21 protein-coding genes are annotated in these 17,640 nt (G+C 74.8%); 7 read left to right on the top strand and 14 right to left on the bottom strand.

Annotated features, from left to right (window positions below):
- Positions 1-20: 20 nt before the first annotated feature.
- A complete protein-coding gene (locus tag BU198_RS43915) occupies positions 21-1,406 on the top strand; it encodes a LuxR C-terminal-related transcriptional regulator (RefSeq protein WP_188298991.1) in 1,386 nt (461 codons plus the stop codon).
- 25 nt (positions 1,407-1,431) lie between these two features.
- Positions 1,432-1,881 (top strand): protein phosphatase, encoded by a 450-nt coding sequence (locus tag BU198_RS24335; RefSeq protein ID WP_188298990.1) that lies wholly within the window; start codon positions 1,432-1,434, stop codon positions 1,879-1,881.
- Between the two features lie 31 nt (positions 1,882-1,912).
- Here the strand turns inward: BU198_RS24335 and BU198_RS24330 are convergent, their stop codons facing one another.
- On the bottom strand, positions 1,913-2,308 hold the full coding sequence (locus BU198_RS24330; protein ID WP_223244868.1) for an SUKH-4 family immunity protein: 396 nt from the start codon (positions 2,306-2,308) through the stop codon (positions 1,913-1,915).
- 126 nt (positions 2,309-2,434) lie between these two features.
- A complete protein-coding gene (locus tag BU198_RS24325; protein ID WP_223244867.1) occupies positions 2,435-3,349 on the bottom strand; it encodes an NmrA family NAD(P)-binding protein in 915 nt (304 codons plus the stop codon).
- A 68-nt stretch (positions 3,350-3,417) separates the two neighbouring features.
- Here BU198_RS24325 and BU198_RS24320 point away from each other — a divergent pair, with 68 nt between their 5' ends.
- Positions 3,418-3,939, top strand: a complete 522-nt coding sequence (locus BU198_RS24320; RefSeq protein ID WP_188298988.1) for a MarR family winged helix-turn-helix transcriptional regulator — start codon at positions 3,418-3,420, stop codon at positions 3,937-3,939.
- Between the two features lie 11 nt (positions 3,940-3,950).
- Here BU198_RS24320 and BU198_RS24315 read toward each other — a convergent pair whose 3' ends face one another.
- The 10 genes from BU198_RS24315 to BU198_RS24270 all read right to left on the bottom strand — a co-directional run bounded on the left by BU198_RS24315 (position 3,951) and on the right by BU198_RS24270 (position 12,780).
- Positions 3,951-4,982, bottom strand: a complete 1,032-nt coding sequence (locus BU198_RS24315; protein ID WP_411293226.1) for an urease accessory protein UreD — start codon at positions 4,980-4,982, stop codon at positions 3,951-3,953.
- On the bottom strand, positions 4,979-5,599 hold the full coding sequence (gene ureG / locus BU198_RS24310) for an urease accessory protein UreG (RefSeq protein WP_188298987.1): 621 nt from the start codon (positions 5,597-5,599) through the stop codon (positions 4,979-4,981). The genes BU198_RS24315 and ureG overlap by 4 nt, the downstream gene beginning before the upstream one ends.
- 41 nt (positions 5,600-5,640) lie before the next feature.
- The gene (locus BU198_RS24305) at positions 5,641-6,336 is read right to left on the bottom strand and encodes an urease accessory protein UreF (protein WP_188299009.1); all 696 of its coding nucleotides are present in this window, start codon (positions 6,334-6,336) and stop codon (positions 5,641-5,643) included.
- Positions 6,337-6,419: 83 nt separating this feature from the next.
- The gene (gene ureC, locus BU198_RS24300; RefSeq protein WP_188298986.1) at positions 6,420-8,144 is read right to left on the bottom strand and encodes an urease subunit alpha; all 1,725 of its coding nucleotides are present in this window, start codon (positions 8,142-8,144) and stop codon (positions 6,420-6,422) included.
- The gene (locus BU198_RS24295) at positions 8,144-8,629 is read right to left on the bottom strand and encodes an urease subunit beta (protein WP_188298985.1); all 486 of its coding nucleotides are present in this window, start codon (positions 8,627-8,629) and stop codon (positions 8,144-8,146) included. Before BU198_RS24295 ends, ureC begins: the two co-directional genes overlap by 1 nt.
- Positions 8,630-8,652: 23 nt before the next feature.
- Positions 8,653-9,513 (bottom strand): hypothetical protein, encoded by an 861-nt coding sequence (locus tag BU198_RS24290; protein ID WP_188298984.1) that lies wholly within the window; start codon positions 9,511-9,513, stop codon positions 8,653-8,655.
- Positions 9,514-9,516: 3 nt separating this feature from the next.
- On the bottom strand, positions 9,517-9,822 hold the full coding sequence (locus BU198_RS24285) for an urease subunit gamma (RefSeq protein ID WP_188298983.1): 306 nt from the start codon (positions 9,820-9,822) through the stop codon (positions 9,517-9,519).
- A gap of 127 nt (positions 9,823-9,949) precedes the next feature.
- Complete coding sequence (locus BU198_RS24280; RefSeq protein ID WP_188298982.1) at positions 9,950-10,921, bottom strand: urea transporter; 972 nt, start codon at positions 10,919-10,921, stop codon at positions 9,950-9,952.
- Between the two features lie 248 nt (positions 10,922-11,169).
- Positions 11,170-11,934, bottom strand: coding sequence for an alpha/beta hydrolase (locus tag BU198_RS24275; RefSeq protein ID WP_188298981.1), 765 nt, complete (start codon positions 11,932-11,934; stop codon positions 11,170-11,172).
- 84 nt (positions 11,935-12,018) lie between these two features.
- Complete coding sequence (locus BU198_RS24270) at positions 12,019-12,780, bottom strand: alpha/beta fold hydrolase (protein WP_188298980.1); 762 nt, start codon at positions 12,778-12,780, stop codon at positions 12,019-12,021.
- A gap of 238 nt (positions 12,781-13,018) precedes the next feature.
- Here BU198_RS24270 and BU198_RS24265 point away from each other — a divergent pair, with 238 nt between their 5' ends.
- The 3 genes from BU198_RS24265 to BU198_RS24255 are packed head-to-tail and all read left to right on the top strand — an operon-like array spanning position 13,019 to position 14,899.
- Positions 13,019-13,552, top strand: a complete 534-nt coding sequence (locus BU198_RS24265; RefSeq protein ID WP_188298979.1) for a SigE family RNA polymerase sigma factor — start codon at positions 13,019-13,021, stop codon at positions 13,550-13,552.
- The gene (locus BU198_RS24260; RefSeq protein ID WP_188298978.1) at positions 13,549-14,475 is read left to right on the top strand and encodes a hypothetical protein; all 927 of its coding nucleotides are present in this window, start codon (positions 13,549-13,551) and stop codon (positions 14,473-14,475) included. Before BU198_RS24265 ends, BU198_RS24260 begins: the two co-directional genes overlap by 4 nt.
- Positions 14,476-14,503: 28 nt before the next feature.
- On the top strand, positions 14,504-14,899 hold the full coding sequence (locus BU198_RS24255) for a hypothetical protein (protein ID WP_188298977.1): 396 nt from the start codon (positions 14,504-14,506) through the stop codon (positions 14,897-14,899).
- A 46-nt stretch (positions 14,900-14,945) separates the two neighbouring features.
- Here the strand turns inward: BU198_RS24255 and BU198_RS24250 are convergent, their stop codons facing one another.
- Positions 14,946-16,184 carry a glycosyltransferase gene (locus BU198_RS24250; protein WP_188298976.1) on the bottom strand — a complete coding sequence of 413 codons (1,239 nt, stop codon included), beginning with the start codon at positions 16,182-16,184 and terminating at the stop codon, positions 14,946-14,948.
- 235 nt (positions 16,185-16,419) lie between these two features.
- Between BU198_RS24250 and BU198_RS24245 the strand changes: the two genes are divergently transcribed.
- Positions 16,420-17,223, top strand: a complete 804-nt coding sequence (locus BU198_RS24245) for a DUF4037 domain-containing protein (protein ID WP_188298975.1) — start codon at positions 16,420-16,422, stop codon at positions 17,221-17,223.
- 39 nt (positions 17,224-17,262) lie between these two features.
- Here the strand turns inward: BU198_RS24245 and BU198_RS24240 are convergent.
- On the bottom strand, positions 17,263-17,640 hold a 378-nt coding region (locus BU198_RS24240; protein ID WP_317620298.1), incomplete at its 5' end, for an acyl-CoA dehydrogenase.

The following is a 17,640-nucleotide window of genomic DNA, read 5'->3' as shown; positions in this document are numbered from 1 at the left end:
CCCGAACTAGGCTGGGCCGCATGGACGGCATCGACGGCACGGACGGCACGACTGCCAGGGGCGGCACGACCGGCAGGGACGGCACACCCGAGGCCTGGCGGCGCCCCGAGGACGCGCTGGCCCGCGCCGTCGAGGTGCTGCGCGCTCCCCGGCCCGACGTCCTGCCGCGGCTGTCCGAGGTGCTCGCCACCCTCGTCCCGCACACGGCGCTCGCCCAGCTCAGCGGCGTCTGCACGTTCAGCCCCACCCGCAGCTGCGGCCCGTCCGAGCTGACCGGGGCGATCAGCGCGCTGGACCTGTCCCGGCTGGCCGAACGCGCCGCCGGGACGACCTCGGCCGGCCTCCCCTGGCAGGGCGAGGCCGAACTCGCCGGACGGCCCCGGCCGCTGGTGGTCACCGCGGCCACGCCGGGCGACGACAACGGTGCCGTCCTGGTCCTCGTCCGGTCGGACACCGCGCCGGTGGCACCCGGGGCGCTCGCCGTCCTGCAACAGCTGTGGGACCTGGTCATCGCCCACTCCGACCACCGTGCCACCGACGCCGCCCCCACCCAGACCGCCGCCTCCCGCGCCTCCGCCAACGGCCGCGCCCGCGCCATCGCCGAGTTCACCGGCACCCACAGCGCGGCACTCACCGCGATCCTGGCGCCGCTGCGCTCGGCCGACCTGGACGACGCCACGGCCCGCCGCCACGCCACCGAGCTGGCCGTCACCGCACTGCTCGACCTGCGCCGGAGCGCCGAACTGGACCGCACCCTCAGCGAGCAGCCCGCCGACACCGCCTTCGCCCGGCTGGTGCGCGAGCTGCGCCCGCTGCTGCGGCACACCCGGGTCCGCCTCGACGTCGCGCCGCCGGCGGAGGCCGACCGGTCCGTCCCCACGGACACCGCGCACACCGCCCGCGACGCCGTCCGGGCGGCCGTGCTGCTGATGCTGGAGCAGGAGAAGCCGACCCGGCTGCACGTGAGCTGGCGGTTCACGGCCGACGGCCTGCTGCGCGCCGTGGTGCGCGGCGACGGCCTCGGCCTGCTCGCCACCGACGCCCTCACCGTCCACCGCACCGTCGACCGCATCACCGCCCTCGGCGGACGCCACGGCGTCGAGGCCGTGCCCGGCTGGGGCACCACGGTGACCGTCGACCTCCCGCTCGCCCTGCCCGAACCCTCCCTCGCCGGGGACCCGTTGGACGGCCTCCAGCCGCGCGAGCTGGAGGTCCTCGACGAGTTGGCCCTGGGCCGCCGCAACCGGGACATCGCGGCGACGCTGCACATCAGCGAGTCGACGGTGAAGTTCCACGTCGCCAACATCCTCGCCAAGCTCGGCGTCTCCTCACGCGGCGAGGCCGCCGCCCTGGCCCACCGCGCCGGACTGCCGCGCGGGCCGGTCGGACTGCACGCGGCATCCTGAACACCCCGCCCCGAGAGGAGACCCCGTGCCCGACCCGACCACCTCCGACCCGACCACCTGGGACCCGGCCGCCCCCGGCATCCTGCGGCTGCCCTCCGGCCGGCTGCTGCGCGGCCGCGGCCTCAGCCGCCCACTGCCGCCGGGCCCGCCGCCGGCCTTCGGCCTCTACCTGCTGGGCCGCCCGCCGACCGTCGACTGGCCGAGCCGCTGGGTGCGCTGGCCCGACTTCCGCCTCCCCGCCGACCGCGCGGACGCCGCTGACGCCTTCCGCGAGGCCTGGGAGCGCTCGGCCACCGAACGCGTCGAACTCGCCTGCGCCGGCGGCCGCGGCCGCACCGGCACCGCCCTCGCCCGCATCGCCGTCCTGGACGGCGTCCCGGCCGCCGAGGCGGTGGCCTACGTGCGCGAGCACTACAGCCGGCACGCCGTCGAGACCCCGTGGCAGCGCAAGTTCGTGGAGCGGCTGGGGCAGTGACGCGCCGTGGCCGCGGGACGCGGGGCGCGGGTCACACGCTCATGCCGTAGCCCAGCTCCTCCGCCGCGACGCACCAGAAGGCGTTCTCGTCGGCGACGGCCTCGGCGTCGAGCGCCGCGAACCGCTCCGGCAACGCTTCGGTGAGCTCGTCGGCGGCCCGCTCGGCCAGGTCCACGGCCTCGTTCCCCTCCGGCCCCTCGCCCGGCCCCGCACCGGGGCCGTCGTACGCGTCGGCCTCGGCGGCGGCCTCCTCGCAGGCGCGGGTGAAGGCGACGAACGCCTCGACGCCGGAGTTCACCAGCTGGGGTTCGCCGCCCTCCGGCAGGCACCACAGCGAGCCGTCCTCCCGCCGCACCCCGAGGGCACTCACCTCGGGATCCACCGCGACCAGGGCGTACCGCACCCCGTCGACCGCGCGTTCCGTCAACGGCCCCTCCTGCCAGGCCCCGGGGTAGGGGCAGCGGGCGGCACATCCGGCCAGGAGTGAAGAGAGTCCGGCATCGTTCATACATGGAGAACCTGGCCTCCGCCTCCGACAGGCCGGCCCGCCTCCTCAGAGGTCCCAGGAGCGGGCCGCCGCCCAGGCCTCCAGGGGCTGCCAGTCGATGGCGGGGTGTCCGGCGTGCAGGGCGGCGGTGTCGATGTCGAGCCCTGGCTCCCGGAAGTACCGGAACATCGTGGCGAGGTCCTCGGAGTAGCCGGCCACGACCGACAGCGGCACCTCCTCGAAGCGGACGGCGCGACCGCTCGCCGCACCGATGGCGGCGGCGATCTGCTCGCCGGTGCGCCACTGCGAGGCGATGTCGATGCGCCTGCCCGCGTAGGCGCCGGGCCGGGCGAGGACGTGGGCGGCGAAGGCGCCGATGGTGGCGGCGGCGATCACGGGGAGCGGGACGCCGGGCGGCATGGGGAGGTGGAAGACGCCGTCGCGGAGGGATTCGAGGGTCCAGTCGTCGGCGTAGTTGTCCATGAAGGCGGCCGGGCCGAGGACGGTCCAGGGCAGGCCGAGGCCCGTCAGGTGCCGTTCGATGCGGTGCTTGCTCTCGAAGTGCGGGATGCCGGTGGAGCGGTCGGCGTTGGTGGCGGAGCTGAAGACGACGTGCCGGACGGTGCCGGCCGCCCGGGCGGCGTCGAGCAGCGCGGTGCCCTGGCGGATCTCGGTGTCGAGGTCGGTGCCGAACGGGGTGGACATCGCGAACAGCGCGCCGGCGCCGTCGAGTGCGGCGGCGAGCGAGGCCGGGTCGTCGAAGTCGGCGCGGACCACCTCGGCACCGAGCGCGGCGAGTTCGGCGGCGGCGGGCGAGCCGGGGTCACGGGTGAGGGCGCGGACGGGCCGCGCGGTGCGCAGGAGTGCGCGGGCGGTGGCGCCGCCCTGGGCGCCGGTGGCTCCGGTGACGGCGACGGGCAGGGCGGCGGGAAGGGCAAGGGGAACGGCGGTGGGAAGGGAGGGCTCGATCATCTGCGTCATGCAGATAACCTAGAGAGAGATCTCTGTGCCGCGCAAGTAATTAACGGGCGGCCGGTTACCCTTCCCCCATGACGACCACCCGCGACGAACTGATGGCCCGGCTGTGGCCGGTCTCGCGCCGCTACCTGGCCTCGTACGTGCTGTTCAACCAGGCCGTCGCCGACCACCTGGGCATGCACCCGACCGACGTCCAGTGCCTCAACCTGCTCACCCTGGAGGACGGCCCGGTCACCACCGGCCGGATCGCCGAGCTGACCGGGCTGACCAGCGGCTCGGCCACCCGGCTGGTCGACCGGCTGGAGAAGGCCGGGATGGTCGCCCGGCAGCGGGACGAGGCGGACCGCCGCCGGATGCTCGTCGCGGTCCGCCCCGAGGCCCTGGAGCGCTTCGGGGCGGTGTGGCGTGAGCTGTCCACCGACTGGACGGCCGTCTTCGCCGAGGACACCGACGCCGAACTCGACTTCCTGCTACGGCACATGAACCGCACGGTCGAACTCGGTCACCGGCAGGTCGCCCGTCTGGCGGCCATCGGGTCCGGCCCGGCGGACTCCCTCAGGCCCGGGGCCGGGCCGGAGTCCGCCGGCGTCTGAGCCGGCGGGCGCTACGTCTTCCGCAACTCCGGCGCCGGCACCCCGATCAGCAGCCGCCGGACCGCGTCCCAGGCGGCGCGCAGAGCGGCGGCGCAAGCCCTGGTGTCGGAACCGAGCAGCCGCAGCCAGGCTCCGCTGTCCTGCGGCAGCACGCTCACCCCGTACAGCAGGTCGCCGCCCGGCCACCCGTGCCCGGCCACCGCCTCGTGCAGGATGTCCGCGATCCGGGCCGCCGGGGCGAGCGGACTGAGCACGTACAGGCTGGACATCACGTCGTGCCCGGCCAGCACCGCCGGGCCGGTGACGCCCGCGCCCCCGGCCCCGCCGCCGGCCCCGGACCCGGCCCGCGCGGGCACCAGCCGCACCGTGTCGAGGGCCACCAACCCGCCGTCCGGGCGCCGCACTTCGAGGTCCGAGGCGAACACCCGGTAGGCGTTGCGCTCGCCCCTGGCGAGCCGGCCGGCCAGGACGGTCTCGCCGGCCAGCACCGTCGCGGCCGGGTCGACGGTGAGGACGGTCCGCTGGTAGAGGCGCGAGTCGACGAAGGGGATCACCGGCTCGGGCAGGTACTCGACGTAGGCGCGGGGCCCGGCCGTCAGGTTGACCAGCTGCGTCGCGTAGTCGTGCTCCATCCGGTAGACCTTGGTGGCCGCCTGGGTGGTCAGGTGGACGGCCGTGCCGGCCCCGCACCGCAGGTCGGTGCGGAGCCGGTCGGCCTGGAGGATGCCGCCGCCGGTGGACATCAGGAAGGTGACGGCCAGGTCGGGGCGGGCCGGGTCGAAGTACAGCGGGCGCATGATCTGCAACGGCGACTTCTGGTAGTGGCCGGTGAGTTCGGTGCGCCCGCCGACCTCCTCGAAGGCCAGCTCCAGCAGCCCGACCTTGCCGGGACGTCCGACCGCGAGGGTGTCGGGCGTCCCGGCGTACCTCAGGACCTCGGCCGGGACGCGGTCCGGCTCGTAGTGCCGGGGGTCGAGCCGGGCGTCCGTCCGGGGATCCAGCCGGGACGCCGTCGCGATCGGGAACGAAGGGGAAGCCGTCACGCCGGGACCTTGCGGAAGGTCTCCAGGAAAGCCGCGATCTCCTCCAGCCCTTCCCCCATCAGGCAGTTGGTGAGCACCACGGGCCCGCCCTCGCGCACCCGGTGGGCGTCGGACTCCATCACCCCGAGGTCGGCGCGGACGTACGGGGCGAGGTCGGTCTTGTTGATGACCAGCAGGTCCGACTCGGTGATGCCGGGGCCGCGCTTGCGGGGCATCTTCTCGCCCTCGGCGGTGTCGAGGACGAAGAGGAAGAGGTCCACCAGCACCGGACTGAAGGTCAGCGTCAGGTTGTCGCCGCCGGACTCGAACAGCAGGGTGTCGACGTCAGGGAAGCGCTCCAGCATCTCGGCGGCGGCCGCGAGGTTCATCGTCGGATCGTCCCGGACGGCGGTGTGCGGGCAGGCGCCGGTCTCCACGCCGACCACCCGCTCGGGGTCCAGCACCCCGGCCAGGGTGCGCCGCACGTGCTGGGCGTCCTCCTGGGTGTAGATGTCGTTGGTGATGACCGCCGGGCGGTGGCCTCGGGCGATCAGCACCGGGACGAGCGCCTCGATCAGCGCCGTCTTGCCGGAACCCACCGGCCCACCGATGCCCACGCGGAGCACGTTCTCGGTCAACTCTCCTCCTCCGGTCGTACGTTGTGCGAAACATGGGGGGATCAGCTCATGAACAGCCGGGCCTCCGCCCGTTCGTGCCGCCCGGACATGGCGTCCGCGACCGGCACGCAGCCGCCGAGGTCGGCCAGGTCCCGTTCCAGGGCGGCGGAGACGACCTCCCGGATCACCGGGGCGGCGGCCCGCAGCACCGTCTGCGCCCTGCGGTGGTCGGTCAGCCGCAGCCGCAGCGCGGCGCCGGTGAAGCTGCTGCAGAACGCGAACAGGTCGCTGGTGACGGCCTGTTCGGCCGGGACGCCGGCCGAGGCGTACGCCACCCCGGCCGCCACCGGCTGGCAGCCGGGGGCCCGCTTCTCCGCCACCAGTGCGGCGTACCGGTCCAGCGCCTCGCCGCCGATCGACTCCCGGGCGATGTCCAGGAGTTGGCGTCCGGTCCGGGTGGCGGCCAGCCGCAGCTCGCGGTTGAGCCTGGTCGCGTGCAGCCGCTGGTCGGTCTCGGCGAGCAGGCGCCAGTCGCCAGTGGTGGCGGCCCGGTGGGCCAGGACCAGCGCCGTGGCGTCGGACGGGCCCACGCCGTACCGCAGCAGGTCGGCGAGCAGGTCGGGCAGGGTGTCCGGGGTGACGGCCTTGGCCTGGGCGTAGCCCTCCAGGCCGTGCGAGAGGGTGTAGAAGCCGCTGGGGAAGGCCGAGTCGGTCAGCTGGAGGCAGACCAGCAGGGCGTCCAGGCCGTCCGCCGGCACGTCGGTGCCTGCGCTGCCGACGCTGCCAGCGCTGCCGGAGCTGCCCGCGCTGCCCGCGCCGCCCGCGCCGCCCACCGGAGTGCTCACGCGAGGTAGAAGAGGTGGTTGAGCGGCAGCTCGCGGGCCGGCTCGATGGTGGCGGGTTCGCCGTCCAGGGTGACCCTGTACGTCTCCGGGTCGACCACGATCCTCGGCAGCGCGTCGTTGCGCACCATGTGCTGCTTGCCGACCGAGCGGCACCGCCGCACCGGCAGCACCCGGCTCTCCAGGCCGAGTCGGGCCGGAACGCCGAGGTCCACCGCGGCCTGGGACATGAAGGACACCCGGGTGGCCTGCCTGGTCCGCCCGTACTGGCCGAACATCGGGCGGTAGTAGACCGGTTGCGGGGTGGGCAGCGAGGCGTTCGGGTCCCCCATCAGCGCCCAGTTGATCACGCCGCCCTTGATGACCATCTTCGGCTTGGCGGCGAAGGAGTTGATCGGCCAGAGCACGATGTCGGCGAGCTTGCCGGGCTCCAGCGAGCCGATGTGGTCGGCAGTGCCGGAGGCGAGCGCGGGGTTGATGGTGAGCTTGGCGAGGTAGCGCAGGACGCGGACGTTGTCGTTGCGTTCGCTGTCGCCGGCCAGCCTGCCGCGCTGGTCCTTGCAGTGGTGGGCGGTCTGGAAGGCGCGGGTGAAGGACTCGCCGATCCGGCCCATCGCCTGCGAGTCGGAGGAGAGGATCGAGATGACGCCCTCGTCGTGCAGCACCGTCTCGGCGGCGATGGTCTCGGCGCGGACCCGGGAGTCGGCGAAGGAGACGTCCTCGGGGATGCTGTGGCTGAGGTGGTGACAGACCATCACCATGTCCAGCAGCTCGTCCACCGAGTTGACGGTGTAGGGCAGGGTGGGGTTGGTGGAGGACGGCAGCACGTTGGGCTCGCCGGCGATCCGCATGATGTCGGGGGCGTGGCCGCCGCCCGCGCCCTCGGTGTGGAAGGTGTGGATGGTGCGGCCGTCGATCGCGGACAGGGTGTCCTCGAAGTAGCCGGACTCGTTGAGGGTGTCGGTGTGGATGGCCACCTGCACGTCGTACTCGTCGGCGACACCCAGCGCGCTGTCGATCGCGGCCGGGGTGCTGCCCCAGTCCTCGTGCACCTTGAGGCCGCACGCGCCCGCCTCGACCTGCTCGCGCAGCGCGCCGGGCAGCGAGCCGTTGCCCTTGCCCAGCAGGCCGACGTTGACCGGCAGGTCCTCGACCGCCTGGTACATCCGGTGGATGTTCCACGGTCCGGGCGTGCAGGTGGTGCCGTTGGTGCCGTCGGACGGTCCGGTGCCGCCGCCGATCAGGGTGGTGATGCCGTTGCTCAGCGCCTCCTGCACCTGCTGCGGGGCGATGAAGTGGATGTGGGTGTCGATGCCGCCGGCGGTGGCGATCAGGTGCTCGCCGGAGATCACCTCGGTGCCGGGGCCGATCACCAGCCGCGGGTGCACGCCGCTCTGGGTGTGCGGGTTGCCGGCCTTGCCGACGGCGACGATGAGGCCGTCCTTGACGCCGATGTCGCCCTTGACCACGCCGAGCACCGGGTCCAGCACCACCACGTTGGTGACGACCAGGTCCAGCGCGCCCTGCGCGGAGGTCGCGGCCGGGTCCTGGGCCATCCCGTCACGGATGGCCTTGCCGCCGCCGTAGACGGCCTCGTCGCCGTAGTGGCCCTGGTTGAAGTCCTGTTCGACCTCGACCACGAGGTTGGTGTCGGCGAGGTGGAAGCGGTCGCCGACGGTGGGGCCGAAGAGGTCGGTGTACTGCCTGCGGGAGAGGATGGCCATCAGCGGTCGCCTTCCTGGCGGGTCTCCGGACGGGTCTCCGGGTCGGATTCCGGACGGGTGTCCGGGCGGGTGTCCGGGCGGAACTCCCCCCGCGGGTCCGTCCTGTGGTCACGGCCGGCGCCCTTGAAGCCCAGGGCGACGGCCCGGTCGGCGGCGCGGGCGCGGGTGGCGGGGGCGGTGATGCCGCCGTCCACGAGCCCGGCGAAGCCGACCAGGCGGCGGTGCCCGCCGAACTCGGCGAGCGTGACGTCCCTGGTGTCCCCCGGCTCGAACCGCACGGCGGTGCCGGCCGGGATGTCCAGGTGCTTGCCGAGGGCGGCGTCGCGGTCGAAGTCGAGGGCGGGGTTCGCCTCGAAGAAGTGGTAGTGGGAACCGACCTGGATCGCCCGGTCACCGGTGTTGCTGACCGTGACGGTGGCCTTGGCGCGGCCGGCGTTGATCTCCACCGGGTCGTCGCCGTACAGGTATGCGGCACCACCGGACATGGCTGGCCTTCCTCTCTGTCGGTTCAGTGGGGGGTGTGCGCGTGGGGGGCGTGGGGCGTGTGGACGTGCCCGTCGCTGTGGACGTGCCCGTCGCCGTGCGCGTGCCCGTGGCTGTGCGCGTAGCCGTGCCCGTGCTCGGCGTCGAGACCCGCCAGGATGCCGTCCTCCCCGTGCCCGAGCAGGTGCAGCGCAGCCGCCGTCCGGGCCGCGACCACCCCGGCGACGGCGGACGGCCGCAGCAGCGGGCCACCGTCCCGGACTCCGGGCAGCGCGGTGCGCAGGGCCGGACCGAAGGAGGCCGGGACTGCCGTCACCTCGCGGGCACCGAGCAGCCGGCAGCGTTCGGCGCCCTCGGCCGGGTCGGGGTCGCCGCCCTCGAAGGCGACCTCCACCCAGCGGTGCCGGCCGTACTGGCGGGCGAGGCGGGCGATCCGGTACAGCTCGGCGTCCTCGAACGGTCCGGCCGCCGGGGCGGTGACCAGCACCGCGTCCTCCGGGGCGGTGCCGGCGGCGGCGCGCAGCCAGCCGATCAGGTGGCCGGCGGTGCCGAAGGGGGCGGTCAGGGTGAGCCGACCGTGGCCCTCCCCGGCGGCCAGCCAGCGCAGCGCCCTGGCGGTGTCGGCGATCAGGGCGGGGTCGCGGCCGAGCGTCATCGGGACGACGCACACCGGTCCGTCGCCCGCCGCGCCGAGCGCCGAGCGGACGGCCTCGGTGAGCGGACGGCCGGCGGTGGCGACGGCATGGACGGTGGCGGAGCGGACGGCAACGGTGTGGACGCCGCCGGAGGGGGCGGCTCCGGCCGTGGCCAGGGCCGCGAGGTCCCGCCCGGCGTCGCTCTCGTGCCCGCCGGCCAGCACCACGGTGGCGGTCTGGGGCCGGGTCATCGCTCAGGCACCGACCGGGTCGTGGCAGGAGACCAGCTTGGTCCCGTCCAGGAACGCCGCCTCGACCTGGAGCAGCGGGAGCATCTCGCGCACGCCCGGCATGACGTCCTCGCCGCCGACGACCTGCTTGCCGATCTCCATGCACTCGGCGACGGTGCGGCCGTCCCGGGCGCCCTCCATGATCGCCTCGCTGATCAGCGCGCAGGCCTCGCTGTAGTTCAGCTTGACGCCGCGGTCACGGCGTTTGCGGGCCAGGTCGGCCACGACGTAGATGTACAGCTTGTCCATCTCACGCGGCGAGAGATTCACGGGTCATCACTCTTCCTTTCCGGGAATCCGATGGAATGCAGGACGTACGGGAGCGCGGGAAGTCCGGGGATTACGGGATTGCGGGGATTGCCGGGATGACGGGAACTGCGGTGAGCCGGCAGCGCGTTCACACCCGGCGCAGGCGCGGGACGGCCGGAACCGCCGCCAGGAACAGCATCGTGGTCAGCACGAACGGCCAGGTGAAGGCGTGGCCGCCGAAGGGCGCGGAGACCGCGCCGAGCGCCGGGGTCAGGACGGTCGCGGCGGCCGCGCCGGCCAGGGCGTACGCCGCGCTCCAGCCGTCGGGCGCCAGGAACACCCCGCACAGCGCGAGGGCCACCAGCACGCCGCTGTACCCGAGCAGCCCCTGGCCGACCGCCTCACCGGGCGCGCCGAACACCCAGGCCGTGAGCAGCCCGGTGGCGCTGCCCGCGCAGGCCATCAGGCCCGCGAGGCGGCCGGCCGCGAACAGTCCGGCCAGGAAGAGCAGACCGGCGTACCACTGCGGCACGAGGAAGACCTGACCGACGTTCGCGAAGAACCCGTGCCAGAGCTGGTCCCAGCTCAGCCCGGTCGGCCCGGTGGCCTGGACCGGCAGGGCGGCGGGTGCTGCCTCGCCGTGCCACAGCCGCCGGAATCCGGGGGCGGCGACCGTGACGGCCGTCGCGACCAGGCAGAACGGCGCGGTCAGCGCGGGCAGCCGCCAGGTGGCGAGCAGCGCCCCGAGTCCCGCCGTGACCACCACGGCGACGGCGGCCCCGAGGACCGCCACCGCGACCGTCGCCGGGTGCCCGGCCCCCAGGAGGACCGCGCAACCCAGCGCCACCAGGCACCCGTTGTACCCGTGCAGCCCCGCCCCGACGGCCGCCCGGTCAAGCCCGAGCCCGTACGCGACGGCGGTGGAGACGGCGCTGCCCAGCAGCCCGTAGAGGCCGTACCGCCAGTCGGCGGCGAACAGTGCGGCCACGAAGAAGAACCCGCACACGACGGACGGCATGAAATCGACCTGTGCGACGCCCCGGAGGACTTCCGCGACCACCCTGCCCGATATCGGACGAGCCGCCACCGAGGCGCTCTCCCCACCCTCTTGCTGACCCATCCCGCGCACCAATTTCCGGTACGGCCGGCATGCCCGGAAGCAGGCCCCGGCGATTCCTCCGGAACCGTACTCCTGCGGAATGCGAAGTCCAGGGAGCACGACGGGTCATGCCAAATCCACGGAAGGTGACCACCGGGGCGCTGAGCTGCAACAATCTGTTGAATCAGGCGCCCGTCACGACCGTTGCAGGGAGAAATCCTTTGCGAAGTTTTACTGACGGTTGGCGTAGCCGGCGCCGGCGCCGGCGGTCAGCTCGACCGGATCAGATGCCGGGCCAGGAACCGCTCGGACGAAGCCAGTTCGAGCTCCGGCACGTCCAGGTGGCCGCCCGGACCGGCGTGCAGCGTCTTGTCGCGCGAACCCAGCGCGCCGAACAGCGCCAGCGCCCCCGCCCGCGGGACCAGTTCGTCGTCCCACTGGAGGAGGAACTCCACCGGCACGCCGACCCGCTCGGCCGCCGCCGTCTGCGACGCGTGGCCCGTCAGCCCGAACACCGCGGCGACGATGCGCGGTTCGGCCGCCACCAGCGGGATGCCGATCACGCTCCCCAGCGACAGCCCCCAGTAGCCGACCGGCCCGAGGCCGCCCGCCTCCCTGCCCGCCTCCTCCAGTGAATCCAGGGAGTCCAGCGCATCCAGCACGGCCACCCACTCCGGCACCGCCCGCTCCGCGACCGCCGCCGTGTGCCGCGCCACCCAGGCGCTGACCGGCCGGCCCGCCGCGATCAACTCCCCTATCTCGGTGGCGAACCGCTCGTCCTGCGCGCTGCGCGACCGCTCCCCGTGCCCGGGCGCGTCCAAGGACACCGCCGCGAACCCGAGCCGCACGCAGCGCCCGGCCCGGTCCACCACCCCGGGCCCCAGCTTGTGCTGACCGCCGCCGTGCCCCAGCAGCACCAACGGCCGCCCGCCGAGGGGTGGTCCGTCCGGCTGCCAGAGCACACCGGGCACGCCGTCGAGGGTGAAACGGCGCTGGGTCACGCCGTCCGCGCTGGATTCCGAGGTGAAGTGCACCCAGCCATCATGGCTCCCGACACCCGTTCGAGTCCCGGCTTTTCCGGTTGCCGCCGGAACGCCTGCCAGACCGGTCGCCGGACGCTACGGCGCGGCCGGGACGGCTTCGCGCAGGAAGGCGAGCAGCAGCTCGGTGGTCTCGGCCGGGCGCTCCAGGCTGGGGAGGTGGCCGGCCCAGGGGAGTTCCCTGTGACGGGCGTCGGGGAGGAGGCCGGGGAGGGCGGCGGCGATCTCGCGGAAGTCCGGGAAGTCGTGGGCGCCGGACACGGCCAGGGTGGGGGCGGTGATCCGGCCGAGGTCGACGTCCTCGCGGTCGGGGCCGACCGTGGCCTCCAGCTGGACGTCGAAGGCGTGCCGCTGCATCCGGCGGACCTTCGCCCGGGTCTCCTCGTCGGCCTCCGGGCCGAGCCAGGACCCGACGTTCAGCTCGACGGCCGCGTCGATCTCCCCGGCCTCGATCAGCTCGTCCTCGCGCCCGCCGAAGGCGCGCAGGGTGTCGCTGGGCCGGTGCCCCGGCATGCCCGCCCCGAGCAGGGCCAGCGCGGTGACCGCCTCGGGGCGCAGCGCCGCCGCCGTGAGCGCGATCCGGCCGCCGTGGGAGGCGCCGACCAGGGCGGCGGTCTCGATGCCCAGGTGGTCGAGCAGGGCGAGGACGTCCCCGGTGTCGCTGTACGGGACGTCGGAGAGCGGCGTGTCGCCGAAGCCGTGGAAGTCGCAGCGGACCACCCGGTACCCGGCGTCGACCAGCGGCTGCCACTGGGCGTCCCACATCCGCCGGTCGCACACCGAGGAGTGCAGCAGCACGACGGCGGGCCCGCTGCCCGCCACGTCATGAGAAATGATCATCCGGCGGATGGTAGTGCCCCGGCTGCCGTTCCCCAAGCGGTTTCCGCCGGCCCCGCACCACCGGCCCCGCACCGCCGGCCCTCCGCGCCACCGCCCCACCGACCCGCGGCACCCCGCCCGCCCGTACCTCCCTGATGAAGGCCCCGCCCGGATGAGGGCCCCGCCCCGGAGACGGTCTTGGCGGCACCGGTAAGCGTTTCCGGCCGCCCCGGGCTCTGGACGGATGAAGGAGGTGCTCATGGGAGAAGCGAAGAGTGTTCGGGACGAAGGGTTCCAGGCGTTCATCGTCGCGGTCTGGCCGCGTCTGGTGCGGACGGCGTACCTGCTGGCCGGCGAGCAGTACGCGGCCGAGGACCTGGTGCAGTCCGCCGCGGAGAAGGCCTGCGCGGCCTGGTCGAAGGTGCGCAGGGCCGACGATCCGTACGCCTACGTGCGACGGATCCTGGTCAACCAGCACGCGCGCCGCTGGCGCCGCCGGCCGCCGGAGCTGCTGGTGGACGCGGTGCCGGACGCGGCCCGGGTGGAGGACGGCTTCGCCCGCTCCGACCAGCGCGGGGCCCTGCTGGCCGCGCTGGCCACCCTGCCGCCGCGGCAGCGCGAGGCGGTGGTGCTGCGGCACTGGGAGGACCTGAGCGACAGCCAGACGGCGGCGGCCATGGGGTGCTCGGTGGGCGCGGTGCGCAGCCACGCCGCGAAGGGCATCGCGCGGCTGCGGCAGGTCTCGGCGCTGGTGGAGCTCAAGGACACGACACACATCGGAGGAGCGGCATGAGGAACGGTACGGACCCGGACGGCGTGGGGGCGGACATGGCGGACGGCAAGGACGTGTGGGTGGGGCTCGGCCTGGCCGAGGCCGCGGCGGGCGCGCGGATCGGCCAGGCGCCGGTGGCGGACATCGTGGCGGGCGGCCGGAGGCTGCGGCAGCGCCGCCGCACCGTGGTCGGCACGCTGGCGCTGGCCTCGGTGATGGCCCTGAGTGTCGGGGCGGTGGCGCAGCTGCGCCCGGACCGGGCACCCGCCCGGGAGATCGGTCCGGCGGGTGTCGGCGCCGTGCTCCAGCCGGCGGCGAGCGCCACCCCGACCGCCTCCGCCGTGCGCGACCCGTTCGTCCCCGTACGGGTGCTGCTGGGCCAGGGCAGCACCCCGGACGGCAAGCAGTGGCAGCTGTGGGAGGCCCTGTGGCCGGTGGCCCCGAAGGAGCGGGCGTTCGAACAGGCGACGGCGGTGTGGGAGGAGCGCAGCAAGTACGACTCGGCGGTGTCCAAGCCGACGGAGGAGTTCGTCCAGCGGTACTGGCAGCCGGACTCCGACGTCACCAACGTCTACTTCACGGTGGACGGGGTGCGGCTGAGCCACGACTCCGCAGGCGCCCAGGCGGCCCCCGGCAAGCTCGACCCGCGCAACCGGACCCTCTTCGGCGGGGGCCTGGTCGGCCACCGGGGCAAGGGCGACACCGTGGCCCCGCTCGACGTGGTGCTGATCTCCCTCGGCCCGGACGTCGGCCGGGTGCTGGTGACCTGGGCGGACGGCTCCACCACCGAGCCGCCGTTCGTCACCGTGGCCGACTCCCCCATCCGCGAGATGGTGGTGGCCCGCCCGGGCACCCTGCGGGCGACGTCCTGGCAGTTCTTCGACAAGGACGGCACCAAGCTCCCGGACGCCGGCGCCAAGTACCTGACCGAACCGGTCTCCTGACGATCCGGTTCCGTGTTCGGATGGCGGCATGACGACTGACGGGGTTCCGGTGGGGCGGGTGGCGCGGTGGGCCGCCCGGTGCGGTTGGGGCGGGCTGGGGCTGGTGCTGCTCGCCTGGACGGTCTTCGAGGCGGTGAAGCACACCGGCCTGACGATCCCGCTCGCCGCGGCCGGGCTGCTGGTCCCCTTCGTGGCCTCCGTCACGAGGCCCACGGCCCGGTCCGGGCCCGGCGGCGTCCTCCGGCGCGTCGTGCTCGCCCCTTGGGTGCCGCCGGCGGTCATGGCGGTCTGCACCGCCGTCCCCGGCCCGCCGGAGGACACCGCGGCCCCCTTCACCTTCGGCCTGGCCTGGTCGACGCATCTCGCCCTGCGGCGTGCCCGGGGTGCGGTGGTCGGTCAGGAGGCCGTTTCCGCCGGCGGTTGACGGAGTGGGAAGTCGGCCGGGCCGACTTCCCACTCCTCGTCGTTCCTCAGCCCAGCAGCAGTTTCGCGGCCCGCTCCGCGCCGTCCGTGCGGATCCCGGCCGCGAGGGCGGCGGCGCGCTCGCGGGTCCTGGGGGTGAGTGCCAGGTGCAGGGCGATGGCGAGGGAGCCCGCGGTCGGGGTCCGGCCGCTGCTGTGGGCGACGCCGATGCCCAGCTCCGCGACCCGTGAGGCCCAGTACGGCTGGTCCACCATCTGCGGGACCAGCACCTGGGGCGTGCCGGCCCGGGCGGCCGTGGTGGTGGTGCCCGCGCCGCCGTGGTGGACGACGGCGGCGACCTGCGGGAACAGTGCCTGCTGGTTGACCTCGTCGACCACGAAGCAGTCCGCGGCCCCGTCCACCTCGGCCAGCCGGGCCCAGCCGCGGCCGAGCAGCACCCGGCGGCCCTGCGCGCGGACCGCCTCGACGGCGGCCCGGGCGGCATCCGGGGCGTCGCGCAGCGGCATGCTGCCGAAGCCGACGTACACCGGCGCCTCGCCGGCCGCCAGGAAGGCCGACAGGTCCGCGGGCAGCGGGCGTTCGTCCGGCAGGATCCACGCGCCGGTCTGCACCACCTCGGGCCAGGCCTCGTCGCCCGCACCGTCCTCGGCCCCGCCCGGGCCCGGCCACGGGTCGAGCAGCGGGTCGGTGGCCAGCCAGGGCCGGCCGGTGAGGACGTGGTCCCGCACGTTGTCGGGCTCCGACAGCCCGACCGCCGCCCGGTGGGTGTTGACCGCGGCCCCGAACAGGGCGTTCATCGTCCCGATGTTCAGCTTCCACAGCTCCCGGAGGTCGGTCACCTCCGCCGGGTACGGGAACATCGGGTACTCGAACGGCCGGTGGTGCGGGGAGGGCAGCATGGTCGGCTGGAGGGCGACGCACACGAAGCGGGCACCCAGCCGCTCGGCCGCCGCCTGGGCGCCGGCCACCGCGGGGAACAGGCCGGTGGCCACCACCGCGCCGCCCGGTCCGGCCGCCCCGAGCACCGCCGCGTGGAACTGCCCGACCAGCGCGGCGGCCCGCTTGGGCAGGTCCGCGGGCGCCGGGGGCGGGCCGCTGACCAGCGCGCGCACCGACTGCCCGACGGGCACCAGATCCACCCCGGCCTCGGCCAGCCGGGTCGAGAACTCCTCGTCCGGCGGCGCGCACACCCGCACCTCGGCGCCCAGGTCCTTCAGCCGCAGCGCCAGCGCGGCCATCGGCTCGACGTCCCCGCGCGACCCGTACGTCGACAACACCACTCGCACGTCGTGACTCCCCGTTCCTTCGGTTTGCGTCCTCAAGCCGGTGATTCTGCGGCATCACCGGGGCCTTGCGGCAAGGCCCTCCGTGCGCTATACGTTGAGAGTGGCGAGGAGTGGGTACACCTCCGCGAGCGCCGACTCAGCCCCGAACTCCCCCTGACCGCAGGGCCCTTCCGGCACGCGCCGGTCGGCCGGGAAATCCCCGGCCGTCCCCCGCGCCGCCTGCCAGACTCTCCCCATGCGCGCGATCATCGAGGACATGGCCGGTCGGCTCGCCCGGGTGCCGGGGGTGGTGGGGGTGATGCTCGGCGGGAGCCGGGCGCGGGGCGAGGAGCGGCCGGAGTCGGACTGGGACCTCGGGGTGTACTACCGGGGCGGCCTCGACCTGGACGGGCTGCGCGCGCTGGCCGGCCCCGGCGTGGAGGTGGCGGGCCCGGGCGGCTGGGGTCCGTGGGTGAACGGCGGGGCGTGGCTGGAGGTCGACGGGGTCGCGGTGGACTGGATCCTGCGGGACCTCGACCGGGTCGGCCGGGTGTGGGCGGACTGCCGCGAGGGCCGCTACGAGGTCGGGGTGCAGGCCGGCCACCCGCTCGGCTTCTGGTCGCCCTGCTACCCCGGCGAGGTCGCCCTCGGGCAGCCCCTGGCCGACCCCACCGGCGAGTTGACGGATCTCAGGCGGCAGACGGCCGACTATCCGGAGCCGCTGCGCGAGGCCCTCACCGCGGCCGCCTGGGAGGCCGGCTTCCTGCTCGACACCGCGGCCAAGAGCGCCGCCCGCGCCGACGTCCTGCACGTCTCGCTCTGTCTGTCCCGGGCCGTCGGCGTCCTGGCCCAGGCCCTGTACGCCCACCACCGCCGCTGGTGCCTGAACGAGAAGGGGGCCCTCGCCGTCGCCGGCCGGCTCCCGGACGCCCCGGCGGACTTCGGCGCCCGCGTCCGCGCCCTGCTGGGCGCGCCCGGCGGTTCGGCGGCCGAGCTGACGGCCACCGTCGCCCGGGCGCGGGAGCTGGCCCGGGAGACGGTGGGCGCACTGGACGGCTGAGCCGGGAGACGGTGGCCGGGCCGGGGCCCCGGCCCGGCCTCAGGCGGAGTGGACGAACGCCTCCTGGTAGCCGGGCCCGGTGATGGGCCGCCGGGCGTAGAAGGAATCGGGCAGGGCGAAGGCGTCCACCAGGGCGAGCGCGTGCTCGGACAGTCGTGCGACGGATCGTTCCTGCAACCCGGGCAGCCGGGCCGCCTGGCCGGCCGTCAGCTCTCCGGCGCCGAGCAGCAGCGTCCCGTGCGCGTCGATCCGGCGCAGCGTGAACAGCCGGTGCAGGTCGTGCAGGAGCGAGCGGGCGGTGTCCTCCCGGGCGTCCTCCGCCCAGGCGAGCAGGGCCGCGGCCGCGTCGTGTTCGGCGCTCGCGGTGACGGCGGCCAGGGCGTCGGGCGCGGCCGCGTTCCACCGCCGCAGGCCGTC

The organism is Streptomyces sp. CBMA156 (assembly GCF_014596515.1).
Taxonomy (GTDB): domain Bacteria; phylum Actinomycetota; class Actinomycetes; order Streptomycetales; family Streptomycetaceae; genus Kitasatospora.
This window is presented reverse-complemented; position numbering and strand designations above follow the sequence as displayed.